This is a genomic window from Streptococcus sp. k-628 (assembly GCF_013277475.1).
Lineage (GTDB): Bacteria > Bacillota > Bacilli > Lactobacillales > Streptococcaceae > Streptococcus.
This window is the reverse complement of record NZ_VMMZ01000028.1, coordinates 19,233-43,305: the sequence shown is the minus strand read 5'-3', so window position 1 is coordinate 43,305 and position 24,073 is coordinate 19,233. Positions and strand designations below refer to the sequence as shown.

General features: G+C 39.4%; 23 protein-coding genes, 1 tRNA gene and 1 rRNA gene. 2 read left to right on the top strand and 23 right to left on the bottom strand.

Annotated elements, in window-relative coordinates; all coding sequences use genetic code 11:
* From HT730_RS04190 to pbp2a, 7 genes are all read right to left on the bottom strand, one after another.
* Nucleotides 1–440 (bottom strand): 16S ribosomal RNA (locus HT730_RS04190); the annotation flags it as partial.
* Nucleotides 441–682: 242 nt separating this feature from the next.
* A tRNA-Glu gene (locus tag HT730_RS04185) sits at nt 683–754 on the bottom strand.
* Between the two features lie 88 nt (nt 755–842).
* Nucleotides 843–1,322: a sigma-70 family RNA polymerase sigma factor gene (locus HT730_RS04180; RefSeq protein WP_173306897.1), complete on the bottom strand. Its 480-nt coding sequence runs from the start codon at nt 1,320–1,322 to the stop codon at nt 843–845.
* Nucleotides 1,323–1,443: 121 nt separating this feature from the next.
* Entirely contained in the window at nt 1,444–1,980 is a 537-nt protein-coding gene (nusG, locus tag HT730_RS04175) for a transcription termination/antitermination protein NusG (protein ID WP_000376739.1), read from the bottom strand.
* Between the two features lie 50 nt (nt 1,981–2,030).
* Nucleotides 2,031–2,207 (bottom strand): preprotein translocase subunit SecE, encoded by a 177-nt coding sequence (gene secE / locus HT730_RS04170; RefSeq protein ID WP_001210991.1) that lies wholly within the window; start codon nt 2,205–2,207, stop codon nt 2,031–2,033.
* 9 nt (nt 2,208–2,216) lie between these two features.
* The gene (gene rpmG, locus HT730_RS04165; RefSeq protein ID WP_001809375.1) at nt 2,217–2,369 is read right to left on the bottom strand and encodes a 50S ribosomal protein L33; all 153 of its coding nucleotides are present in this window, start codon (nt 2,367–2,369) and stop codon (nt 2,217–2,219) included.
* A gap of 52 nt (nt 2,370–2,421) precedes the next feature.
* Nucleotides 2,422–4,617: a penicillin-binding protein PBP2A gene (gene pbp2a / locus HT730_RS04160; protein ID WP_173306896.1), complete on the bottom strand. Its 2,196-nt coding sequence runs from the start codon at nt 4,615–4,617 to the stop codon at nt 2,422–2,424.
* 86 nt (nt 4,618–4,703) lie between these two features.
* On the opposite strand from pbp2a, the gene HT730_RS04155 reads away from it, so the two are divergent.
* On the top strand, nt 4,704–5,579 hold the full coding sequence (locus tag HT730_RS04155) for an RluA family pseudouridine synthase (RefSeq protein ID WP_345890424.1): 876 nt from the start codon (nt 4,704–4,706) through the stop codon (nt 5,577–5,579).
* Nucleotides 5,580–5,758: 179 nt separating this feature from the next.
* The gene (locus HT730_RS04150) at nt 5,759–7,015 is read left to right on the top strand and encodes an ISL3 family transposase (RefSeq protein WP_173306895.1); all 1,257 of its coding nucleotides are present in this window, start codon (nt 5,759–5,761) and stop codon (nt 7,013–7,015) included.
* Between the two features lie 54 nt (nt 7,016–7,069).
* Here HT730_RS04150 and gap read toward each other — a convergent pair whose 3' ends face one another.
* From gap to HT730_RS04070, 16 genes are all read right to left on the bottom strand, one after another.
* Nucleotides 7,070–8,080, bottom strand: coding sequence for a type I glyceraldehyde-3-phosphate dehydrogenase (gene gap, locus HT730_RS04145; RefSeq protein WP_033687386.1), 1,011 nt, complete (start codon nt 8,078–8,080; stop codon nt 7,070–7,072).
* 176 nt (nt 8,081–8,256) lie between these two features.
* Nucleotides 8,257–9,558 (bottom strand): ABC transporter permease, encoded by a 1,302-nt coding sequence (locus tag HT730_RS04140; RefSeq protein WP_173306894.1) that lies wholly within the window; start codon nt 9,556–9,558, stop codon nt 8,257–8,259.
* Nucleotides 9,527–10,210: an ABC transporter ATP-binding protein gene (locus HT730_RS04135; RefSeq protein ID WP_173306893.1), complete on the bottom strand. Its 684-nt coding sequence runs from the start codon at nt 10,208–10,210 to the stop codon at nt 9,527–9,529. The genes HT730_RS04140 and HT730_RS04135 overlap by 32 nt, the downstream gene beginning before the upstream one ends.
* A 315-nt stretch (nt 10,211–10,525) precedes the next feature.
* Nucleotides 10,526–11,446, bottom strand: coding sequence for an XRE family transcriptional regulator (locus HT730_RS04130; protein WP_173306892.1), 921 nt, complete (start codon nt 11,444–11,446; stop codon nt 10,526–10,528).
* A 122-nt stretch (nt 11,447–11,568) separates the two neighbouring features.
* Nucleotides 11,569–14,220: a bifunctional acetaldehyde-CoA/alcohol dehydrogenase gene (gene adhE / locus HT730_RS04125; RefSeq protein ID WP_173306891.1), complete on the bottom strand. Its 2,652-nt coding sequence runs from the start codon at nt 14,218–14,220 to the stop codon at nt 11,569–11,571.
* Between the two features lie 299 nt (nt 14,221–14,519).
* A complete protein-coding gene (locus HT730_RS04120) occupies nt 14,520–14,930 on the bottom strand; it encodes a hypothetical protein (RefSeq protein WP_173306890.1) in 411 nt (136 codons plus the stop codon).
* Nucleotides 14,917–15,360: a low molecular weight protein-tyrosine-phosphatase gene (locus HT730_RS04115; RefSeq protein WP_061425897.1), complete on the bottom strand. Its 444-nt coding sequence runs from the start codon at nt 15,358–15,360 to the stop codon at nt 14,917–14,919. The genes HT730_RS04120 and HT730_RS04115 overlap by 14 nt, the downstream gene beginning before the upstream one ends.
* A 46-nt stretch (nt 15,361–15,406) precedes the next feature.
* Nucleotides 15,407–15,706: a preprotein translocase subunit YajC gene (gene yajC, locus HT730_RS04110; RefSeq protein WP_000445810.1), complete on the bottom strand. Its 300-nt coding sequence runs from the start codon at nt 15,704–15,706 to the stop codon at nt 15,407–15,409.
* Between the two features lie 117 nt (nt 15,707–15,823).
* Entirely contained in the window at nt 15,824–17,800 is a 1,977-nt protein-coding gene (gene tkt / locus HT730_RS04105) for a transketolase (protein WP_173306889.1), read from the bottom strand.
* Nucleotides 17,801–17,913: 113 nt separating this feature from the next.
* Nucleotides 17,914–19,005, bottom strand: coding sequence for an L-ascorbate 6-phosphate lactonase (gene ulaG, locus HT730_RS04100; protein WP_173218202.1), 1,092 nt, complete (start codon nt 19,003–19,005; stop codon nt 17,914–17,916).
* A gap of 111 nt (nt 19,006–19,116) precedes the next feature.
* Nucleotides 19,117–20,790: a transcription antiterminator gene (locus tag HT730_RS04095; RefSeq protein WP_173306888.1), complete on the bottom strand. Its 1,674-nt coding sequence runs from the start codon at nt 20,788–20,790 to the stop codon at nt 19,117–19,119.
* A gap of 166 nt (nt 20,791–20,956) precedes the next feature.
* The gene (locus HT730_RS04090) at nt 20,957–21,664 is read right to left on the bottom strand and encodes an L-ribulose-5-phosphate 4-epimerase (protein ID WP_173218200.1); all 708 of its coding nucleotides are present in this window, start codon (nt 21,662–21,664) and stop codon (nt 20,957–20,959) included.
* A gap of 1 nt (nt 21,665) precedes the next feature.
* Complete coding sequence (locus HT730_RS04085) at nt 21,666–22,529, bottom strand: L-ribulose-5-phosphate 3-epimerase (RefSeq protein ID WP_173306887.1); 864 nt, start codon at nt 22,527–22,529, stop codon at nt 21,666–21,668.
* 3 nt (nt 22,530–22,532) lie between these two features.
* Nucleotides 22,533–23,198 (bottom strand): 3-keto-L-gulonate-6-phosphate decarboxylase UlaD, encoded by a 666-nt coding sequence (locus tag HT730_RS04080; protein WP_000166737.1) that lies wholly within the window; start codon nt 23,196–23,198, stop codon nt 22,533–22,535.
* A gap of 16 nt (nt 23,199–23,214) precedes the next feature.
* A complete protein-coding gene (locus HT730_RS04075) occupies nt 23,215–23,700 on the bottom strand; it encodes a PTS sugar transporter subunit IIA (RefSeq protein WP_173306886.1) in 486 nt (161 codons plus the stop codon).
* Nucleotides 23,701–23,776: 76 nt separating this feature from the next.
* Nucleotides 23,777–24,058 (bottom strand): PTS sugar transporter subunit IIB, encoded by a 282-nt coding sequence (locus tag HT730_RS04070; protein ID WP_000241466.1) that lies wholly within the window; start codon nt 24,056–24,058, stop codon nt 23,777–23,779.
* Nucleotides 24,059–24,073: the final 15 nt, after the last annotated feature.

Below are 24,073 nucleotides of genomic sequence, written 5' to 3'. Positions count from 1 at the left end.
GAGCTTTACGATCCGAAAATCTTCTTCACTCACGCGGCGTTGCTCGGTCAGACTTCCGTCCATTGCCGAAGATTCCCTACTGCTGCCTCCCGTAGGAGTCTGGGCCGTGTCTCAGTCCCAGTGTGGCCGATCACCCTCTCAGGTCGGCTATGTATCGTCGCCTTGGTGAGCCGTTACCCCACCAACTAGCTAATACAACGCAGGTCCATCTGGTAGTGATGCAATTGCACCTTTTAAACAGTTGTCATGCAACAACTGCTATTATGCGGTATTAGCTATCGTTTCCAATAGTTATCCCCCGCTACCAGGCAGGTTACCTACGCGTTACTCACCCGTTCGCAACTCATCCAGAGAAGCAAGCTCCTCCTTCAGCGTTCTACTTGCATGTATTAGGCACGCCGCCAGCGTTCGTCCTGAGCCAGGATCAAACTCTCATTAAAAGTTTGAGTTCTCACTCATTTCTGTCACTGACAGATTTATTGTTTTTTCATTGTTCAGTACTACAACCTTAGTTGTAGTGCCCTGCACATTGGTTCGTCTTGTTCAGTTTTCAAAGGTCTTTGTCACTCGCTTCTCTCAAGCGACAACTATATTAGTATATCACAGCCGCTTTCGCTTGTCAACACTTTTTTGAAACTTTTTTAAACTTTTTTCATCAAGTGTTTCAAACCGCAACATACTATAGTCCGTACGGGATTCGAACCCGTGTTACCGCCGTGAAAAGGCGGTGTCTTAACCCCTTGACCAACGGACCTGAGTTGTTTTCAACTCTTACTATTATACCCACTTTTCTAACTTTGTCAACTACTTTTTTAATCTTTTTTAATTTTTTGTATGACTTCCTAGTGTGTACGGATGTCAAACTCTTTAAACACAATACGTAAGTCTCTTAACACTCTTTGACGCCCTCGGAAGCGTTCATCTCTTAAGACGCGTTCTAGTTCTTCTTGTTTCTCTTTACTTTGTTTGTTTCTATAATCTCTTAGTGTTTCATGAAAGAGATAATAATCATCTAGCCACAGACCGCCCTCACTTATACGATGACTTATCTCACCCACTTCTTCATAAGGTTCTTTATTATATCTCCGTTTTTGACTTTCTTGTTTACGGAGATAATCTAGAATTCGATTCCGGAATTTTGTTTTGAAATATTGCCTTAAACGAGGGATATCTTCTACCAATTCTTCTTCTCTACTGATCAATTCATGTAAGCAAATCATTCCCTCTTGGTCCCAGTCCGACAATTCCCATAAATGAAGGTAATATTCATTTCTACACTTATATACAATTCCCTGGACTTCTTCATACAATTCTTTAAGCATAGTCTTCCCCTTTCTAGATACAGTCTAACAGATTCAGATACACTTTTGGCACATTTCCCCCATTCTGTTCCCTACACCGTCTAAACTGCACAAAAAAAGAGAGGACAAGCCTCTCTCAGGGTTATAATTCTGCGATTTGGTTTAGGTTTACTTCTGCAACTGTGTCATTACCAAACATAGAGATAATCATCTTCACTTTATTGTTATCAATCTCTGTAATTTTACCAGTATAGTCTGCAAAAGCACCATCAATAATACGTACGGTTTGACCAACCTCAACATCGAAATCAAATTCTTGAACAGTTTGTCCCATAGATACCAAAATGTCACGAATTTCTTGTTCCAATAATGGAGTTGGTTTCGATCTGTTCCCGTGTGATCCGACAAATCCTGTTACATTTGGTGTGTTTCGAACGACAAACCAAGCTTCATCTGTCATGACCATTTCTACAAGAACATAACCTGGAAAGCGATTTTCTTCTACTTCTTTTCTCTTTCCATTTTTTTCAACTTGCACTGTTTGCGTTGGAATTTCAACGCGTAAAATATTATCCAACATATTGTAGGTTTGTGCACGTTGTAATAAATTTTCTTTTACCTTATTTTCATAACCAGAATAAGTTTGTAAAACAAACCACCCTTTATCAAAACTATCCATGATATTTCCTTTCATAAATAGAAGATTTTTAGTGTACTTTCACTACTCTTCTAAAAAATGTTAATAAATCGAATCAAACCTGAAACAATCAACTGGTCAAAAATGTAAATAATTACTACAAAGAAAGCTGTATATTCCATGATAGAACGAAAATCTCTCCAGCTTTCCTTGCGAGTTGGCCATGTTGTGTCTTTAAGAAGTCTAAAAATATCTCCAATAAAACGCATCGCTCTCTCCTATCTCGTTTCTCTGTGTGTAGTGTACTTGCCACAATGCTTACAAAATTTATTTACTTCTAGTCGTGTAGGCTTGGGGTTTCCACTAATCTTGATTGAATAGTTTCTAGAACCACAAACCGCACAAGCTAGGCTTGCTTTTTTTAGTGCCATAACGCCTCCATCTTATCTATTATAACAAGAAAGCTAGGCTTTGACAAGCATCTTAGCGAAATAGATTGACTACCGAATCCCATATTGTTTGAGCCTTTTCCTTAATCTTCGCATCTGAGATAGCCCGGCTAGCCTCATCTACTAGACTTTGCGCACGTCCTCGAATATCAGTCAAATTATCATCAGTCTGGCTATTATCATTGGTTTGTACTTGTCTTTTTGTGTTAGCTGGTGCAATTCCATTTTGCTTATAAGCATTTTCAACCGTAAAGGTACTTCCTGGCGTATAAGGTAAAATGGTATTGGCAATATTTCTAAAGACATGGGCTGCACCGTTTGAAGTAGATCCTGCTAGATAGTGATTTTCATCAGTGGTCGGAAAACCAAGCCAATGACTAATCACCACATCCGGAGTATAACCAATTACCCACTGGTCACTTGTGTAATCCGGATTGAAAACTGCTTCAGTTGTTCCAGTTTTCCCTGCCATGACATAGTCTGCAGGCGATGAACTAATACCGGTACCGTTGGTGAATGTCCCCAACATCATACTGGTCATCTTATCAGCTACAGACTTATCAATCACTCGTTTTTGTGAATTTTTATGACTCGCAATAACCTGACCACTAGCATTTTCAATTCTACTAATAAAATGAGCTTCAGGCATTAAACCTTCATTTGCAAAGGCAGCATATGCTTGAGCCATTTGCAGAGGATTGGTTTCAACACCGCTTCCCAATGCGACACCAAGAACACGATCAACTTTTTCCATGTTGAGTCCGAATTTTTCGCCCGCCTCAAAAGCCTTATCAACGCCCAAATCATTAACAGTGGCAACAGCAGGCAGATTAAGCGACTCTGCCAAGGCTTGATACATAGGAACTTCTCGACTCGTTTTGATTCCTGCATAGTTATCAAGCTTATAGCTGTCGTACTGCATGGTATGGTTATCCAAGAGCTTATTCAAAGCCCAGCCTGCTTCAACTGCTGGCGTATAAACAACTAAAGGCTTAATTGCAGAACCAGGACTACGTTTTGATTGAGTTGCATAGTTGAAATTCCGGAATCCAGTTTTATCATTATCAGCAACTTGACCGACAACTCCACGAACTCCTCCTGTTTTCGGTTCGAGAGCGACACTTCCTGATTGAGCAAATGTTCCATCCTCAGCCCTCGGAAATAGCGCTGTATTTTCATAGACAACCTGCATATTTGCTTGGTAGTTTTGATCCAACTCTGTATAAATGCGGTAGCCATTATTGACGATTTCTTCCTCTGTTAGATTATACTTGGAAACAGCTTCATTAACAACCGCATCAAAATAAGAAGGATAGCGATAATCTGAGATTTTCCCTTCATACTTATCGTGCAATTGCGAATTCATATCAACTTCTGCAGCTTCGGTTTCTTGGTTTTTATCAATATATCCTGCCGCAACCATATTTTGCAAGACAGTATCGCGCCGATTGGTAGAATCTTCTACAGAATTCAAGGGATTATACAGTTCCGGCCCTTTGAGCATCCCTGCCAGAGTCGCAGCTTGATCCAAACTCACTTCTGACGCAGAAACTCCAAAGTATTTCTTACTCGCATCTTCTACACCCCACACACCATTTCCAAAATAAGCGTTGTTAAGGTACATGGTTAGAATTTGATCCTTACTATATTTTTTGGTTAATTCTAAAGCCAAGAAAAATTCTTTCGCTTTTCTCTCAACAGTTTGATCCTGTGACAAATAGGCGTTTTTAGCCAGCTGTTGGGTAATAGTAGAGCCACCACCTGAACGACCAGCAGTGACAATCGCCAAGAAGAAACGACCATAGTTAATCCCGTCATTTTTATAGAAGGAACGGTCTTCTGTCGCAATAACGGCATTCTGCAAATTTTTACTGATATCAGTCAATTCAACATAGGTTCCTTTTTGACCAGATAAGGCACCAGCCTCTTTTTCTTCACGGTCAAAAATGATAGTTCGAGTTTTCAAGGCGTTTTGCAAATCGTTAACATTGGTTGACTTAGCTACAGCAAACAAATAGGTTCCAACTAGCAAGCCTGCACTCAAACCTAGTATAAGGACAATCTTTGTTAGATGATAGCGACGCCAGAATTTTCGAATCGGACCCACTTGGGCTAATTTTTTTCGATCACTGCGAGAACGACGCAAGCTAGTAGACCCCGAATCCTCTGATTCACTTGTTTCTTTTTTAAAAAGAGAAAGAAATTTCTCGAATAATTTATCTAATTTCATGCGTTTATTTTATCATCTTCATCATAGGAAGACAAGAATTTAGCTATTTCCTATCCAAATAGGGCTTTTTTTGTTACAATATCTGTATGCAATTCACATTTACATTACCAGACTCTCTACCTCAAATGACGGTAAAGCAATTACTTGAGGAGCAACTCCTCATCCCTAGAAAAATCCGTCATTTTTTGAGAATCAAGAAACACCTTTTGATTAATCAGCGAGAAGTTCATTGGAACGAGACGGTAAATCCTGGAGATGTTTGCCAATTGACTTTTGACGAGGAAGATTATCCCGAAAAAGAAATTCCTTGGGGCAACCCAAACCTTATTCAGGAAGTTTATCAAGATCAACACTTGATTATTGTAAACAAACCTGAGGGTATGAAAACACACGGTAACCAACCAAACGAAATTGCTCTTCTTAACCATGTCAGTGCCTACGTTGGCCAGACCTGTTATGTCATTCATCGTCTGGACATGGAAACCAGTGGCTTGATTCTCTTTGCCAAAAATCCTTTTATCCTGCCTATTCTCAATCGCTTACTGGAGAAAAAAGAGATTTCTAGGGAATATTGGGCACTAGTTGATGGAAATATCAGCAGCAAAGAACTTGTTTTCAAAGACAAAATCGGACGTGATCGCCATGATCGCAGAAAACGAGTAGTTGATACAAAAAATGGGCAATATGCCGAAACGCATGTAAGCAGATTAAAGCAATTTCCAAACAAGACTTCCTTGGTTCGTTGCAAACTAAAGACAGGTCGAACCCATCAAATCCGTGTGCACCTTTCGCATCATAACTTCCCTATTTTGGGCGACCCTCTCTATAATAGTAAATCAAAATCAAGTCGGCTTATGCTCCACGCCTTTCGACTTTCCTTTACCCATCCACTTACATTAGAAAAATTAAACTTCACTGCCCTCTCGAATACTTTTGAAACAGAATTAAAAAAGAATGGATGATTGTGTCATCCATTTTTCCATATAAGAAAAGCAAGACCAAGAGGCCCTGCTTTTTAGGCTCTATAATATTTGTAGTGGGTAAATCCCCTATAGATATTATGGAGCCTATTTTGTTGTAGAAAAAAAGTCCCATAAGATCTATAATGAAAAGCGACAAAACCATCATTAGAAAGAATCATATGGAACAATTACATTTTATCACAAAACTACTCGATATTAAAGACCCTAATATCCAGATTATAGACATCATAAATAGGGATACCCACAAAGAAATCATCGCTAGACTGGATTATGAGGCCCCTTCTTGTCCTGATTGTGGAAGTCTAATGAAAAAATATGACTTTCAAAAACCATCTAAGCTCCCTTACCTCGAAACAACTGGTATGCCTACTAGAATTCTCCTTAGAAAACGCCGTTTTAACTGCTATCAGTGCTCAAAAATGATGGTTGCTGAGACTCCTCTAGTAAAGAAAAATCATCAAATCCCTCGTATCATCAACCAAAAAATTGCTCAGAAGCTGATTGAAAAAACTTCTATGACCGATATTGCTCATCAGCTTGGCATTTCAACTTCAACTGTTATTCGCAAGCTCAATGACTTTCACTTTAAGCATGATTTTTCTCGGCTTCCAAAGACTATGTCTTGGGATGAGTACTCCTTTACCAAGGGAAAGATGAGTTTCATTGCGCAAGATTTTGACAATCTCAATATCATCACTGTTCTTGAGGGAAGAACACAAGCTATTATTCGAAATCACTTTCTTAAATATGATAGAGCCGTCCGATGTCGAGTGAAAATCATTACTATGGATATGTTTAGTCCCTACTATGCCTTAGCTAAACAGCTTTTTCCATGTGCTAAAGTCGTTCTAGATCGTTTCCATATTGTACAACATTTAAGCCGTGCTATGAGTCGTGTGCGTGTCCAAATCATGAATCAGTTCGATCAAAAATCCCATGAATACAAGGCTATCAAGCGTTACTGGAAGCTCATTCAACAAGATAGTCGTAAACTCAGTGATAAGCGATTTTATCGCCCTACTTTTCGTATGCACTTAACCAATAAAGAGATTCTTGACAAGCTTTTGAGCTATTCAGAAGACTTGAAACACCACTATAATCTCTATCAACTCTTGCTTTTTCACTTTCAGAATAAGGAATCAGAGAAATTTTTCGGACTTATTGAGGACAATCTTAAGCCGGTTCATCCTCTTTTTCAGACTGTTTTTAAAACCTTTATCAAGGACAAAGAAAAAATTGTCAACGCTCTTCAACTACCCTATTCTAACGCAAAATTGGAAGCCACTAATAATCTCATCAAGCTTATCAAACGAAATGCCTTTGGTTTTCGGAACTTTGAAAACTTCAAAAAACGGATTTTTATCGCTCTGAACATCAAAAAAGAAAGGACGAAATTTGTCCTTTCTAGATCTTAGCTTTTCATCAACCCACTACAGTTGACAAAGAGCCGCTTTTTATCGACTCAAGAATTATTTAGCGATTTTTGCGAAGTATTCAAGAGTACGAACAAGTTGTGCAGTGTATGACATTTCGTTGTCGTACCATGATACAACTTTAACCAATTGTTTACCGTCAACGTCAAGAACTTTAGTTTGAGTTGCGTCAAACAATGAACCGTAAGACATACCTACGATATCTGAAGATACGATTGGATCTTCTGTGTAACCGTATGATTCGTTTGAAGCTGCTTTCATAGCTGCGTTCACTTCATCAACAGTAACGTTCTTTTCAAGAACTGCTACCAATTCAGTAACTGATCCAGTTGGAGTTGGAACGCGTTGTGCAGATCCGTCAAGTTTACCGTTCAATTCTGGGATTACAAGACCGATAGCTTTTGCAGCACCAGTTGAGTTAGGAACGATGTTTGCAGCACCAGCGCGAGCACGGCGAAGGTCACCACCACGGTGTGGTCCGTCAAGGATCATTTGGTCACCAGTGTAAGCGTGGATAGTAGTCATCAATCCTTCTACAACACCAAAGTTATCTTGAAGAGCTTTAGCCATAGGAGCCAAGCAGTTTGTAGTACATGAAGCACCTGAGATAACTGTTTCAGTACCGTCAAGAACGTCGTGGTTAGTGTTGAATACAACTGTTTTAACGTCGTTTCCACCAGGAGCAGTGATAACAACTTTTTTAGCTCCACCAGCGTGCAAGTGTTTTTCAGCAGCTGCTTTCTTAGCAAAGAAACCAGTAGCTTCAAGAACGATTTCTACACCGTCGTTAGCCCAGTCGATTTGTTCTGGATCACGTTCAGCAGAAACTTTGATGAATTTACCGTTAACTTCAAATCCACCTTCTTTAACTTCAACAGTACCGTCGAAACGACCTTGAGTTGTGTCGTATTTCAACAAGTGTGCAAGCATAACTGGATCTGTAAGGTCGTTGATACGAGTAACTTCAACACCTTCTACGTTTTGGATACGACGGAAAGCAAGACGACCGATACGTCCGAAACCGTTAATACCAACTTTAACTACCATTAGTGATTTCCTCCTTATGAAAATCATGAAATTTTTATTGTGAAAAGAGTAACTTGAATCACTACAAATCACCTTTCAACAAACCTATTATATAACTATTTAAGTTTAATTGCAAGTACGGGCATTGTTTTTCTATGTTAGTTTCTTTTTAAGGCTATAGATCAAGAACTTCCTTACTATTCATATCGTAGCGATTCTACAGGATCCATTTTACTAATTTTACGCGCCGGGAAGTAAGCTGATACATAACCAAGCAAGAGAGCGAAAGCTAGAGTTCCTAAAACAGATAACAAATTTAATTCAAAAACCTTAGTGATGGATGGGTAAAAGTGATTTACAACCGCATTCGCCAAACTTCCCACCCCTTGTGCAACCAAAAATGCCAGCAGCAAGGCGATCCCTACAATCCAGATAGCCTCGTAAATAAAAATTCCTTTGACATCACGATTTTGATAACCAACTGCCTTCATGACACCTATTTCCTTAGAACGTTGCATGATATTGATGTAAATGATGATACCAATCATGACCGCTGCTACCACAATAGCTTGTGATGAAAGTACAATCAACAATCCCTGAATGACACGAATAAAAGTAATCACAATATCAAGAACCTTCTGTTGAGAAAGAACAGTATACTTCTTATTTTTCTGTAATTCTTCTGTTATCGCTTTTGTTTGTGATGGATCTTTGAGTTCCAAGATAAAATAAGATACAGCTTTTGTAAATCCAGCTTCTTTCAAAATCGTTTCCATTTGATGAGACGGCATGAAACTGTTGCTGTCCTCCAGGTCATCTTCATCATTGATCACACGCACAATCTTCGTTTGAAATTGAGCAGTCTTGCTAGCTTCGGCAGCATTTTCTACAATACTTGCTGAGACTGATTTGCCAATAACATCACTAGCTGTCAGATTTTTTCCTGTCTGTTCATTCCAATTTTTTAGTAAACTGCTTGGAATTGTCAAACCCTGTTCATTTGTATCAGTATAGAGGGATCCAGCCAACACTTTGTCCGTCTCATTACTACTAACAGAAATACTTGTATCCTCATATAGACTCACTACTTGAGCATAAGAAGGCATCGTTTGACTCAGATCCATTTCTTGACCATCTATAGTAATATTTGACATGATCATCCCAAAAGGACTCTCCAAATATTTAATAGTTTCTTTCCCAACTGTATCCGTGATATAGTTCTTATCATCTTGGTTCAAAAAGCCTCGTCCAACATTTTTTGTGTTTAAAGCAATCTGAACTTGAGAAGGGATTTGACCTCCATTCGTATTTTCATCAATCATCGAAATCAAAGCATTTCCCAAGCCGAAAGAAATTAAGACTCCTACAAAACCGATTGAGGTTGCTAGCGCAATCAATAGGTTACGCCACTTTCTTTCCAGAAAGTTATTTAAAGAAAGTTTGAATTTATTTTTCAATGATAATCCTTTATTTTTTGACTTCTTCAACGACTTTACCATCCTTCATTTTGATAATCACATCTGCATATTCAGCAACCTCTGGATTATGGGTTACGATCAATACTGTTTTCCCTGTTTGGGCTAATTTTTTAAACACTTCCAATACCATTTCTTGGGATTGAGAGTCCAGTGACCCTGTTGGCTCATCTGCTACAATCATATCAGGCTGATTTACCAAGGCACGCGCGATTGCCACGCGTTGCTTTTGCCCGCCAGAAAGCTGTTTAACATTTTTAGCCATAAAAGGTTCCATGCCCAAGTTACTTAATTGCTCCTTTGCAATCATTGTCATCTCCCTGTCAGATAAATCTTTGACATAGAGAGGTAGCTTGACATTGTCCAAGACAGACTGATGAGGAATGAGATTAAAGTTTTGAAACACAAATCCAATCTTGTTTTTACGAAATTGAGTTAGTTCAATCTCTGATAAGTCACGGAGGGATTCCCCTTTAAACTCTAAACCTCCTTCATATTGTCTGTCTAAACCGCTGATGATGTTTAGTAGACTGGTTTTGCCACAGCCTGACGGACCGTAAATCGCTGTAATTTTACCTTTTGCAATCTGCAGGTTAATATTTCTTAGAGCCTGCTCTTGATGTTTACCGTCCAAAGTGTAAAACTTTGAAATATTTTTAATGGATAAAATGGACATTCTTTCCCCCTTATTTAAAACTGTTATCGTCATACATCATACTTATAGAAAAGCCTTCAAGCGACATCAGCACTGATTGCCACTATGAACCTACTGCTTAGAATTTTTTCTCTATTGCCTAATTTGCTTCTGGATGTATATCAAGTAATACTCTTCGAAAATCTCTTCAAACCACGTCAACGTCGCCTTGCCGTACTCAAGTACAGCCTGCGGCTAGTTTCCTACTTTGCTCTTTGATTTTCATTGAGTATAAAATTCATTGTAACAAAAAAGCGGCATTCTCTCAATGACAGAAATGTCACTCCTATAAAGCATTTAACAATACCTTTCTAAGTCTTCGCTCCATTCATTATCTAAACTAACGATTAACTTCTCATTGCCAAACATCCTCGCCATCATTTTTGCTTCTTCATACTTTTGTTTAGCTGTATCATAATCCATCTGAATATAATATTTCCATTCTACCATCAAGACAATCGGTTGCTTTTGGAAATCTCGTGTTTTCTGCCCTATTTTATTTAAGGTCTCAACTGCTCTCTTAAAATAACGAAACAGCCCCATAATTTCTATACAAGCTAAAGAAGCTAACAAGGAATCTCTAAGCAAGTCCAAACAATCGAACTCTATCTTATCAACCTGAGAACTTAGTTTGTCATGAAAACAAAGAATAGTTTCATGCTCAGACTTTTTTATCTCACCCACATTTAAACCATCCATTAACTGACAGTTGAAATACAGTCTCAATTTCAACAAGTCCTCGGCTTTATATACATCTCTGGATAGTAAGTTATGCAGACCATTTTCAAGCAAACTGGTACCATACAAAGAATTACCAGTTGCTCTCACTGCATCTATAGCTTGAAGACAATCCACTAGCACCTTCTCATCACGTGGCAAATCATCATAAAAACACTCAAAAATCTCATCAAAATATTCTTCCTTCTGTTCCTGCAACTCCTTGTCTCCATAGTCAGGATGATGTAAAAGAAAGTACTTTAATTCTTGGTAACGCTTGGGTAATTCCTTATAGTCTGGCATCAAGACGTAGGACGGAATTTCTAATCGTTCTGCAATATATTCTAGTGTTTTTATCGTCGGGCGAAATTCTCCTTTTTCTATCCGCACCAGCTGACGGACTGATAATTCAGACTCATCCCCGCAAAAAACTGGACGACTAAGTCCTTTCTCCTCTCTTAAAAGTCGCACTTTATCCCCTAACTCATTTATCTTGTTCATTTGCCCCTCGCATGATTATAAAAGATTTGATCTTCAAATAAATATATGCGATGATTATACCATTTTTCAAATAGAATTACAAAAAAGAGACAGGATAACTCCTGCCTCTAGGCTGATAACAATTATTTACGGCGTCCTGGTCTTTCTTTGTAGCCATAGTAAGAATCTTCGATGATTTCTTGCATGTGGTCAACCATTGGAAGACGTGGGTTAGCTGGTGAACATTGATCTTCGTAAGCAAGGAAGGCCAATTCACGAGAATGTTCTTTCCATTCTTTTTCATCGATTCCTTGTGCTTTGAAGTTCATTTGGATACCTACGCGCTCACCAAGTTCGTAGACAGCTTTTGCGTAAGATTCCACACCTTCTTCTGGAGTAGAAGCTGGAAGTCCAAGCATGCGTGCGATATCTTGGTATTTTTCATCTGCACGGTAGTAGTTGTACTTAGGCCATGTTGCTGTCTTAGCTGGACGTGTACCGTTGTAGCGGATGACGTATGGAAGCAAGATTGCATTTGTACGACCGTGGATTGTGTGGAATTGCGCACCAATCTTATGAGCCATTGAGTGAGAAATACCTAGGAAGGCATTGGCAAAGGCCATACCAGCGATTGTTGAAGCGTTATGCATTTTCTCACGTGAGTGGAAGTCTGCATTCTTAACTGAGCTTTCAAGGTTTTCGAATACAAGTTTGATGGCTTGAAGTGCAAGACCGTCAGTGTAGTCGCTAGCCATTTGTGATACGTAAGCTTCAGTCGCGTGAGTCAATACGTCCATACCAGTATCCGCAGCAACAAATCCAGGAACTGTCAATACCAAGGCAGGGTCTACGATTGCCACAGTTGGTGTCAATGAGTAGTCAGCGATTGGGTATTTACGGTTGTTTGCTTTATCAGAGATAACGGCAAATGGTGTTACTTCAGATCCTGTACCAGATGTAGTTGGGATAGCGATGAATTTAGTCTTCTTACCAAGCAATGGGAATTTGAAGGCACGTTTACGGATATCCATGAATTTTTGAACAAGGTCACGGAAGTCCACTTCTGGTTGTTCGTAGAAGAGCCACATTACTTTAGCGGCATCCATCGGAGAACCACCACCAAGAGCGATGATTGTATCTGGTTTAAAGGCACGCATAATCTCAGTACCACGGTTTACAGTTGTGATATCTGGATCTGGTTCTACATCAGCAAAGATTTGGTAAACAACCTTATTACGACGAAGATCAAGTTGTTCGATGATACGATCAAGGAAACCAAGCTCTACCATGGCATGGTCAGTAACGATCATGACACGTTCAACGTCACGACATTTTTGAAGGTATTGAATTGAATCACGTTCAAAGTATGTTTTTGAAGGAAGTTTCATCCATTGCATGTTATTTCTCCGTCTTCCGACTTTTTTGATATTCAAGAGGTTAATGGCACTAACGTTATCCCCAACTGAGTTGCGTCCGTAAGAACCACATCCAAGTGTCAATGATGGTAAGAAGGCATTGTAAACGTCCCCGATACCACCGAAAGTAGAAGGTGAGTTACAGATAACACGAATAGCTTTAACAGCTTTACCAAATTCTTTAGTCAATTCTTCGTCAGCTGTATGGATGGCTGCTGAGTGACCAAGACCGTTAAATTCAACCATTTGACGAGCCTTAATAATACCATCTTCACGGCTTTCAGATTTCAAAACTGCGATAACTGGTGATAATTTTTCACGAGTCAATGGCTCATTTTCACCAACTTCTTTACATTCAGCAGCAAGAATGTTTGTTCCTTCTGGAACTGTAAATCCTGCTTGTTCTGCAATCCAAGTTGCTGGTTTACCAACGATGTCAGCGTTCAATTTTGCACCAGCACAGTTTTTGCTGTTTGCTTTCACGCCAAAGCAGAATTCTTCAAGAAGAGCTTTTTCTTTCTTGTTTACAAAGTAAGTATGGTAAGATTTGAACTCTGCTACAAATTCATCGTAAATTTCTTTATCAATGATAACCGCTTGTTCAGATGCACAGACCATACCGTTATCAAATGATTTAGACATGACGATATCGTGTGCAGCTTGGCGAATGTTAGCTGATTTTTCAACATAAGCTGGAACGTTTCCAGCACCTACTCCAAGAGCTGGTTTACCACATGAGTACGCAGCCTTCACCATGGCGTTACCACCTGTTGCAAGAATTGTCGCAATACCTTCGTGGTTCATAAGCGCACTAGTTGCTTCCATAGATGGTTGAGTAATCCACTGTACACAGTTTTCAGGAGCACCAGCTGCGATAGCTGCATCGCGGACGATACGAGCTGCGTGAGCTGATGATTCTTGAGCTGATGGGTGGAAGGCAAAAACGATTGGATTACGTGTCTTCAATGAAATCAATGATTTGAAGATTGCTGTTGATGTTGGGTTTGTTGTAGGGGTAATACCACAAACAACACCAACTGGTTCAGCAATCAGGGTCAATCCTGTTACATCGTCTTCTTCGATAACGCCAACTGTCTTAGTGTGGCGCATGTTGTTTACTACGTGTTCACAAGCAAACAAGTTCTTAGTTGCTTTATCTTCAAATACACCACGTCCTGTTTCTTCAAAGGCATGTAAAGCCAATTCTCCGTGGGCATCCAAAGCTGCTACTGATGCTTTGGCAACGATGTAGTCAACCTGCTCTTGATCCAACTTACGCATTTCTTCAAGAGCAACTAGAGCTTTTTGCACCAATCCATCGACATGCTTTTCAGCAGCGAGTTTCTTTTCCTCTGGTGTCACAGTTTTTTTATCAGCCATATTTTCCTCCATAGCTTTCAAGGATTCAATCCTTTGTTAATTTTTTCACAAGTTTATTATAACGCATTATTTCAACTTTGTAAACAGTTTCATAAACATTTCACAAAGAATTTTTAGCACCTTGTGAAATGTTTGTTATTTTCTTTTCTTAGCAAGCTTTTTCTTTAAAGTTTGTGAAATTTATTTCAAATGTTTTTTTATTTCACAAACTTGCTTGGAAGAGGGACTTGGAAAGATAGGGATTTGCAGGTAAGCGCTTACTTAAACATTCTAACAATACCTCCTTTGATAAGGAGGCTTTATTTTTGTTGAAAAACGCCTTGTTTAAAAGTCCCTTCATAAACGACTTCTTGTTCTGTTGTTAGCTTCCCTTTCCCTTCAGCCTGACCATTTACAAAATCACCTTCGTAGGTCCAGCCTTCTTTAGATTGAAAGGTACCTTTTCCGTTGAAGGCTCCATTGTTGAAACCACCTGTATATTGGTCTCCATTTTGGAAGGTAATGGTTCCTTGGCCATTCATTTTACCACGTACAAGACTGCCGTCGTAAACAATCGTTCCATTATCAAGCTTTAGAACACCTTTTCTGGGAATATTTAGAAAAAAGACGAGTACAGCACAAAAAACAATGGTAACTACTGCTAAAAGCTCTAAACGTGGACGAGTCAGATACACTCGATACTTTTCGTAAAAATTCTTAAGATTTTCCACCTTCACTCTCCTTTTCTAAACGTTCTAGCCAAACTTGACAGCCCTCTTGAACACGTCGATAGGTTTCCTCAAAATCTCCTGTATACCAAGGATCTGGTACACTTTCAGATGCAAATGAGTAAATCTTATCTTGATAGTCTACTGGACACATCTGACGTAAGTCAGAAACATTCGAAGCATCCATGCCGATAATATAATCAAAGGCTTCAAAATCTTCCTTGTTAATCTGAAGCGACGTCTTGTTCTTGTCATAAGGAATCTCATACTCTTGAAAAATCCCTTGCGTCCCCTTATGAATCGGATTGCCATGTTCCCAAGAGGAAGTCGCTCGACTTTGGATTTCATAATTATCTGTCATTGATTTCATCACAAACTCGGCCATAGGGCTGCGGCAAATATTTCCCAGACAGACAAAGACTAATTTTTTCATCCCATTTCCTTTCTTTTATAGAAAAACGGGAGTTAGTGATCCCGTCTTATTTTTCAATTGCACCTTCGAGTGAAGCTGTTTCTTTAAGTGGTAATACTGTCTTGATAGCAGCTAGTTCAAAAGTCAAGTAAACCCCATCTACATCAAGAACAATTGTTTTCTTTTCTGTATCTACTTCATCGACTGTTCCATAAAGGCCCCCGATTGTAATAACTTCATAGCCTTTTTGTAATTTATTCAAGCTTTCCATACGCTTTTGTGCTTGTTTCTTTTGAGAGCGTTGCGTAAAGAACATCAAGCCCACCATAGCCACAAGAATGATTAAAAATGTATATTGTGATTCCATTATATTCTCCTTTGTCTTTTACATAGGACTACTATATCAAATTTCAGTTACTTTTACAAGATTGTACCTTACTTTTCTAGTAAGAAAAAACCAGAGCTTGCGCCCTGATTTTTAGAATTATTTCAAGTTTTGAACGACTTTTACAAGATTTTCTACAGTAAAGCCATATTCTGCCAATACTTTTGGTGCTGGGGCAGAGGCTCCAAAGGTATCAATACCGAGAACAGCACCATCGAGACCAACATATTTGTACCAGTTTTGAGTCGCACCCATTTCGACTGCAACACGACGGCGAACTGCATCTGGAAGAATTTCTTCCTTGTATGCTGCATCTTGTTTATCAAAGACATCTGTAGATGGCATGCTGACTACGCGGACTTTTTCGCCTTGACTAGCCAATTCTTTAGCAGCTGCGACAGCAAGATTGACCTCTGAACCTGTTGCAATCAAGATCGTATCAAAGTCTGCTGCATTTTCATAGACAACATAGGCACCTTTTGCAACCTTGTCGAAGTCTGTTCCCTCTTCAACAGTCAAGTTTTGACGTGTCAAGACAAGGGCAGTTGGTGTGTTTTCGCTTGTCACTGCAAGGTACCAAGCTGCTTGCGTTTCACGCGCATCTGCTGGGCGGAAAACATTCAGATTTGGCATAGCACGAAGACCTGCCAAGTGCTCAACTGGTTCGTGCGTTGGACCGTCTTCACCAACTGCGATTGAATCGTGGGTAAAGACATAAGTCACAGGAAGTCCTTGTAAGGCTGACAAGCGAACAGCTGCCTTCACATAGTCAGAGAAGACGAAGAAAGTTCCACCGTATACACGAAGTCCACCGTGAAGAGCCATCCCGTTCAAAATCGTTCCCATTGCAAATTCACGAACACCAAACTGAATGTTACGGTTCAAGCGATTAGCATCGTCTTGAAGTCCGTCAGTCTTGATATAAGTCATGTTTGAGTGAGCTAGGTCAGCTGATCCACCTAGGAAAGTTGGCAACTTAGCCGCTACAACGTTTAAGGCATCCTGACTCGAGTTACGAGTTGCTTGAGAGAAGCCATTTTCTAATGCTGGGAAGTCTGCTGGAGTCACTTCAACTGGGTCACGTCCATCGATGATGGCTTCTACTTCTGCTACCAGTTCTGGATGAGCCTCTTTATAATCAGCAACTAATTTTGTCCATGCTTCATAAGCTGATGCGCCACGGTCTGCAACATTTTCTTTGAAATCAGCATAAACTTGCTCTGGGATTTCAAATGGTTCATAGTCCCAACCGAGCTCTTGACGAGTTGCTGCAGTTTCATCTGCTCCAAGAGGGGCACCGTGTACAGCATTGGTTCCCTGTTTGTTTGGAGAACCGTATCCAATAACAGTCTTCACTTCAATCAAAGATGGCTTACCTGAAGCTTTAGCTGTTTCGATAGCAGCATGGATTGCTTCTAAATCTGTTCCATCTTCGACCAAGGCAGTATGCCAACCATAGGCATTGTAACGGTCACGAACACTTTCTGTAAAGGAATCCTTTGTCTCACCATCCAAGTTGATGTCATTTGAATCATAAAGGACAACCAACTTATCTAGTTTTTGCAAACCTGCGTATGAAGCCGCCTCACTTGAGACACCTTCCATCAAGTCTCCGTCTCCACAGATAACATAAGTATAGTGGTCAAAGATATTGTAGCCTTCTCGGTTATATTTGGCTGCCAAGAAACGTTCTGCTTGGGCAAAACCAGTAGCAGTTGAAATCCCTTGACCTAGAGGACCTGTTGTAGCATCAATTCCTGCTGTATGACCAAATTCTGGGTGACCTGGTGTTTTTGAACCCCATTGGCGGAAGCTCTTGATTTCATCCATGCTGACATCTTCAAAACCAGAAAGGTGAAGAAGGGCATATAGAAGCATTGAACCATGACCAGCTGAAAGAATAAAACGGTCGCGGTTAATCCAGTTTGGTTGAGCTGGATTGATACGAAGTTGTTTTGTAAAGAGGCTGTAAGCCATCGGAGCTGCTCCCATGACCACACCTGGGTGACCTGAGTTGGCTTTGTTGATAGCGTCAATACCTAGGAAACGAATTGCATTAACAGATAGATTTGACATAGAATTTCCTTTCTATTTGAGGTGATTATTAGATCACACATTCTATTCTACTATTATATGAAAATTATCCGTATCATGCAACATACGGATAACCTCCAAAGAATATTTTTATATTATAGCAAAGCTTTAAATTGAATGTTAGAGTCTTGTTCAAAACAATCATCAAAACCACGTGGATGATGGTATTCTACTAAGTGTTGATCTTGAGGATAAGTGTACTTACCGCCAACTTCCCAGATAAATGGATGGAAATCGTATTGCAAGCGATCTTTTCTCATTTTCCAAAGTTCTAGAATCTCATTAGTAGAAGCCATGAAGTTAGACCAGATATCATAGTGAACTGGGATAATGACTTTGGTACGCAGATTTTCTGCCATACGAAGAAGGTCGATAGATGTCATTTTATCTTGGATACCTACCGGATTTTCACCATAGTTATTCAAAGCAACATCAATTTTAAAGTCTTTACCATGTTTTGCAAAATAGTTTGAGAAGTGAGAATCTGCACCATGATAGATGGTTCCACCTGGTGTTTCAAAGATATAGTTAACAGCCTTTTGAGCCATTTCTTCATCTGTAACAGCTAAGCCAGCAAGTTCACCGCCTGTCTCATCAGCACCGTTCACTGGGAGAGTTACCAAGCAAGTACGGTCAAATGATTCTACTGCATGAATCTTCATATCTTTTAATTCGATAGTGTCACCTGGTTTAACAACGATGATACGTTCTTTTGGAACACCCCATCCTTCCCAGATTCGTCCACAGTGGTAAGGACCGATAAACTTAACATGCTCTAACTTAGGATTGTTGAGAATTGCTGCAGCTGTGTATGGATCGATATGGTCACTATGGAAGTGTGAAACCAAGTAGTAGTCGAGTTCGTTGATAGCAAATGGATCAATAACCATTGGCTGAACACGCAAATTTGGTTGCAACTTACGAACACCTGCCATATTTGCCATTTGGTGCCCACGAACCATATCTTTCACTTTTTTAGTTGATTTTCCACGGTTTGACCAAAGGTCCATGACAACGTTAGCACCACATGGTGTCTTAATCCAAGTACCACAGTTGCCTAGCCACCACATGGCAAAATTGCCTTCAGGTACGACTTCTTCTTCGATTTCTTCGTTCAACCAGGTTCCCCACTCTGGGAAAGTAGCTAAAATCCATGACTCTCTTGTAATTTCTTTGACGTTTGGCATATGTTGCCTCCTTTGGATATAATTGTTATCTTTGAAACTAGTATACCACCCTTCAAAACACTAAAAAAGACCAAGAAAAACACAGGTTTGTGTTCATCATTGGACTGTCCTTCAAATATCTTCCAAAAAAGCTTGAACTACTATTTCTTGATTTATAAGTGTTTGAACCTCTTCTTGGAACTTACTAGCCAACTTGCTGTCTACAATATAAGACGAAATAAGACTAGAAAGATTTTCACTGAAACTTTTGCTCTCATTACGAAATATATTGTGTTTAAGATAGTCTAGCATTTTCAAAATATCTTCTGCTTCAAGGATAGGATTAACCCTTAAAATCGGAAATCTGCTATCCAAATCATCATTAGTAGTAATCACTACATCAACTTGTGCAATATCTTCCACACTCTTAAATTGTTCTGTTGTAAATACAGTGCCAATTTGCTCATTTGGAAAATAAAGTTTGCATTGTTTCAGCAAAAGTCTCGAAACCGCAACACCTTCATCACAAACGAGATAAACTTTTTTCATATTTTTTTGAGACGATGGTGTATACTTTAAAAATCCTCCAATATGAATCGTCAAATAGGCAATATCATCGTCTGTTAGCCGAATAAACCATGCTCCTTCTAAAATTTCCGCAGATTTTCTAGTGACTAAAAATAATTCTCCATACTTGGATCGAATTTGTTTTGTTAGAGGATTTTTAGAAAAAATACCGTAAGTCTTTCTAAATAACAAGGCTTTACAGTGGATCATCAAATTTCTTAACAAATCATCCTTGTTCTCAATCTCCATTCGGATTTGTGATTCAAAATACCAGATAAATTCTTCTAAAGCAAGTTTTAATTGCCGAAAATCATCACTTTCTGCATGAATATCCAAATCTTTACGATAGGAGAGGAGAAGAACAGCTACAAGAGAAACTTCAAGTTCTGACAAAGAAATTTCAAACTTTTGAAACAACCGTTCTCCTAATTTCTTAGACACCTGATACTCTATTCTTTTTCTTATCAAAGAAAATTCTTTCTCTATATCCTGATGTCTTTCTTGATACTGTTCAACATTATGACAGCTTAACAGCAAATAAGGTAGAACCTGCAACATAAAAGTTACTTCATGATGATTTATTTTCTTCCCTAAATCTTGTTCAACTAAAGGAACCTGTTCCTTAAAAAATTGGTTCATTTCAACAGAAAGCAAACACTCACCATCTAACCTCTCTTTCATCTTATCTTCTAAAATAGATACAAAAGTGGCATTTTCTTCCATAAAAATATGATATAGAAGCGATTGAAGATACTGAATTTTATTAAGAGGTTGGGCATGAAGATGGTATCCCTGTGACTTGCTCACTTGCAAGGTCACCTGATATTGTTCCAAAGTTAGTTGATAACGAATACTATTCAAATCATTGAGAACAGTATTCCTAGACACCTCTGTTAACTCCATCAATTTTTCAATCGTAATACGTTCTTTAGAAATACCTATCCATAGTAACATTATCATCATACGTTCATGCGCACTCATGATATAATCGTACGAATCTACTTCCGATAATAGTTCACAACAAGCATCTCTCTGCTCTTCCGTTAAGTGAATACCAATTCGTGGAATACTAATGATGTGAAGCGCCTCGTCACCCAGAGCAGCATTGATTTTGTCAATGTGATAATAAATTTTCCTTCTTGACTCTTTCAAATCTTTCGAAATCCCCATAATCGTTTTGGACGTTTCTTGATCCATCAAATATTGAAGCAAATCACAACTTGCCTTATCCAGTACCATATTTCATACTCCTCTATCAATCAACTGCCTTGAAAACAACTTTATAATAGTATCACATTCACTAACGCATTTCAATTATCAACAGTAGTCTCTTAACAACGAATACTTACAATTACAAAAGCGAGGCTTGGATTGAAAGGTCCTAGCCTCTTTTCAATTCAATTTCTTATTTCTTTTGACCGTAATAAGCATTTGGTCCATGCTTACGTTGGTAGTGTTTTTCTAGAATGTACTGGGGAGCAGGTTCAACTCTTGGATTGATTTGTTCTGTAAAGCGATTCATCTTTGATACTTCCTCTAGTACGACAGAGTGATAAACAGCATTCTCTGGATTTTTGCCCCAGGTGAATGGACCGTGATTGCGTACAACAATACCTGGTACTTCAACAGGATTGAGACCGCGACGTTCAAACTCTTCTACGATAACCAGGCCAGTATCTTTTTCATAGGCCACTTCTACTTCGTCCTTGGTCAAACTACGGGCGCAAGGGATTGAACCGTAGAAATAGTCTGCATGGGTTGTTCCGTAGAAAGGAATATCACGACCTGCCTGAGCCCAACCAACAGCTTCTGTCGAATGAGTGTGGACCACACTACCAATTTCTGACCAAGCCTTATATAACTGCACATGAGTTGGAAGATCAGAAGATGGTCTTAAATCCCCTTCTAGGACCTTACCATCTAGATCAGTCACTACCATGTTTTCTGGTGTCAATTCGTCATAATCCACACCTGATGGTTTGATAACAATGACACCGAGTTCCCGATCGACTTCAGATACATTCCCCCAGGTAAATTTGACAAGTCCATGTTTTGGTAATGATTGATTGGCATTACAGACTCGTTTACGCATATCGTTTATTACTTGATTCATCTTACATCAAACCTGCTTTCTTAATTAGTGGATAGAGAAAAGCTTGCGCCTCTTGAATGGCTGCGCGTGTTTCTTCTACAGTTTCACAATTTTCAGACCACATTTCGATTAGGAAAGGTCCATTATAATTGGTTTGTTTTAAAATATCGAAAGCTTCTTCCCATTTGACACAACCTTGCCCAAAAGTTACATCTCGGAACTGGCCCTTTGAACTTTCTGTCACTGCATAAGTATCCTTGAGATGGAGAGCTGCGATGGCATGATGCCCAAGATAAAATTCACTGTAGACATCATTATGCCATGCAGATACATTACCAATATCTGGGTATACAAAGAGGTAGGGAGAGTCAATCTCTTTTTCTACAGCCAAGTATTTTTCGATGCTATTGATGAAAGGATCATCCATAATTTCAATAGCAAGTACCACCTGAGCCTCTTCAGCCCAGTCACAAGCTTTTCTCAAATTTTTGATAAAACGTTGGCGTGTCTGGGGTGACTTTTCCTCATAATAAACGTCGTAACCAGCTAATTGAATCGTACGAACTCCCAAATCCTGAGCTAATTCGATACATTTTTTCATGAGTTCCAGAGATTTTTCCTCTAGAACTGGATCATTTGATCCCAATGGGTAACGACGATGTCCTGAAAAACAGATAGAAGGAATACGAACACCAGTTTCATAAATCGCTTTGACAACTTCCAAGCGCTCTTCCTTGCTCCAGTCCAGTCTTGCTAAACGCTCGTCACGTTCATCAATAGACATCTCGACAAAATCAAAGCCTAACTCCTTGGCAAAATTTAAACGTTCTAGCCAAGTAAAGTGTGTCGGGGTTGCCTTTTCATAAATTCCAATTGGACGTGCCATGGTTTACCCCCAAATTCGTCTGATTTCATCCTTGAAGGCACGCGCTGCTCCTGCTGGATCCGCAGCTTCTGTAATTCCACGACCTGCGATAAAGGTAAAGACATCAACGCCTTCAAAGAGTTTGAGAGTATCTACATCTAGACCACCTGTTACAGAAACTCGGAAGCCCATGTCAATGAGTTTTTTAACCTTATTAAGGTCTTTTTCACCCCAAGTTTCACCAGCAAGAAGGGCATCACGAGATTGGTGATAGATAGCTTGTGAGATACCTGCATCTAGCCAAAGCTGAGCTTGTTCAAAAGTCCAATCGCCATAAAGCTCGATCTGGATTTCGCCTCGTTCTCCTCGTTCAGTCTTGATAGCCTTTAGAGCTGCTTCCATAGTAGGGATGGTTGCACAACAGATACAAGTCATCCAGTCTGCTCCACGAACTGCATTATTTTTAGCAACTGTTCCACCAGCATCAGCACATTTTGTGTCTGCCACAATAATCTTATCTGGGAAAAGGCTACGCAAGACTTCAACCAGTTCACTTCCAACTTGAAGCAAGCAAACAGTTCCAGCTTCGATAATATCTACTTCCTGACCAACAGAAACAGCTGCTTTAATCGCTCCTTGCAAGTCTGAATGATCTAATGCAACTTGTAAATTAGGTATTCTTTTTGTCATTTCTTTATTCCTCTTTCTAACTTTCCAAATCCAATCCTTCGAGATAAGGGCTATCCTTAGATTCTTCAATCATAGCCAAGACATCTTCTTTAGTCTGGCAAGCCTGTAAACGTGCAATAGAATCTTCTAATTCAAACAGGGCAATGATTTGTGGAATGGCTACACTTGTGTGAATTTTTGAGCTTGTTGCTGCTAGTGCCAACAAAACAGATACCTCTTTCCCATCTGAAAATACAACAGGATTTTGTAAGGTGATCAATGAAAAGGCATCTCTTTGCACTCCAGCTTCAGGTCTAGCATGGGGCATAGCCATACCTGGCATTAAGATATAGTATGGGCCATACTCTTCAGTCGATTCAATGATAGCATCGTAATACTCTGGCAAAATTGCTCCACTTTCAATCAAGGGATCTACTGCTACCTTGACTGCTTCTTTCCAGTCTTTAGCTTCTAAACCTAGTCGGATCGAGTCATTGTTAATTAAAGCTTGTTTTAAATTCATATCTGCCTCCTTTATTTAAAGAGGGAGAAGGACAGAAACGATGACTCTCAGTTTCTATCCAGCCCCCTCCAACCTTTTACTGTAGTGCTTGACTGAGTTTTTCAGTGATTTCTTTATCATCCATCAAGTTGTCAAGCCCAATTAACTTCCCATTAGTCCGACCTTCTAATTCTTGGATCAAATGAAGAGAAGCGATTACGATGTCATAACCTGCTGCTAAACCTTTTGCTTCACCGACACTACATGAATTGACTGTAAAATCTGTTTGATTAAGCTTACGGAGGGCATTTTCAACCTTCATCTTGATAACCATAGATGAACCCATTCCATTTCCACACGCTGCTAATACTTTAACCATTTTATTTTCTCCTTT

Bases quoted from the DNA above. Each gene is read 5' to 3' on its own strand.
- HT730_RS04070 (WP_000241466.1), bottom strand. From the start codon at position 24,058: ATGGTTAAAGTATTAGCAGCGTGTGGAAATGGAATGGGTTCATCTATG.
- HT730_RS04180 (WP_173306897.1), bottom strand. From the start codon at position 1,322: ATGCTTAAAGAATTGTATGAAGAAGTCCAGGGAATTGTATATAAGTGT.
- HT730_RS04130 (WP_173306892.1), bottom strand. From the start codon at position 11,446: ATGAACAAGATAAATGAGTTAGGGGATAAAGTGCGACTTTTAAGAGAG.
- HT730_RS04090 (WP_173218200.1), bottom strand. From the start codon at position 21,664: ATGAATCAAGTAATAAACGATATGCGTAAACGAGTCTGTAATGCCAAT.
- nusG (WP_000376739.1), bottom strand. From the start codon at position 1,980: ATGGATAGTTTTGATAAAGGGTGGTTTGTTTTACAAACTTATTCTGGT.
- ulaG (WP_173218202.1), bottom strand. From the start codon at position 19,005: ATGCCAAACGTCAAAGAAATTACAAGAGAGTCATGGATTTTAGCTACT.
- HT730_RS04085 (WP_173306887.1), bottom strand. From the start codon at position 22,529: ATGGCACGTCCAATTGGAATTTATGAAAAGGCAACCCCGACACACTTT.
- rpmG (WP_001809375.1), bottom strand. From the start codon at position 2,369: ATGGCACTAAAAAAAGCAAGCCTAGCTTGTGCGGTTTGTGGTTCTAGA.
- HT730_RS04115 (WP_061425897.1), bottom strand. From the start codon at position 15,360: ATGAAAAAATTAGTCTTTGTCTGTCTGGGAAATATTTGCCGCAGCCCT.
- HT730_RS04075 (WP_173306886.1), bottom strand. From the start codon at position 23,700: ATGAATTTAAAACAAGCTTTAATTAACAATGACTCGATCCGACTAGGT.
- secE (WP_001210991.1), bottom strand. From the start codon at position 2,207: ATGCGTTTTATTGGAGATATTTTTAGACTTCTTAAAGACACAACATGG.
- HT730_RS04155 (WP_345890424.1), top strand. From the start codon at position 4,704: ATGCAATTCACATTTACATTACCAGACTCTCTACCTCAAATGACGGTA.
- HT730_RS04080 (WP_000166737.1), bottom strand. From the start codon at position 23,198: ATGACAAAAAGAATACCTAATTTACAAGTTGCATTAGATCATTCAGAC.
- HT730_RS04135 (WP_173306893.1), bottom strand. From the start codon at position 10,210: ATGTCCATTTTATCCATTAAAAATATTTCAAAGTTTTACACTTTGGAC.
- HT730_RS04095 (WP_173306888.1), bottom strand. From the start codon at position 20,790: ATGGTACTGGATAAGGCAAGTTGTGATTTGCTTCAATATTTGATGGAT.
- adhE (WP_173306891.1), bottom strand. From the start codon at position 14,220: ATGGCTGATAAAAAAACTGTGACACCAGAGGAAAAGAAACTCGCTGCT.
- HT730_RS04150 (WP_173306895.1), top strand. From the start codon at position 5,759: ATGGAACAATTACATTTTATCACAAAACTACTCGATATTAAAGACCCT.
- tkt (WP_173306889.1), bottom strand. From the start codon at position 17,800: ATGTCAAATCTATCTGTTAATGCAATTCGTTTCCTAGGTATTGACGCT.
- yajC (WP_000445810.1), bottom strand. From the start codon at position 15,706: ATGGAATCACAATATACATTTTTAATCATTCTTGTGGCTATGGTGGGC.
- gap (WP_033687386.1), bottom strand. From the start codon at position 8,080: ATGGTAGTTAAAGTTGGTATTAACGGTTTCGGACGTATCGGTCGTCTT.
- pbp2a (WP_173306896.1), bottom strand. From the start codon at position 4,617: ATGAAATTAGATAAATTATTCGAGAAATTTCTTTCTCTTTTTAAAAAA.
- HT730_RS04140 (WP_173306894.1), bottom strand. From the start codon at position 9,558: ATGGTAAAGTCGTTGAAGAAGTCAAAAAATAAAGGATTATCATTGAAA.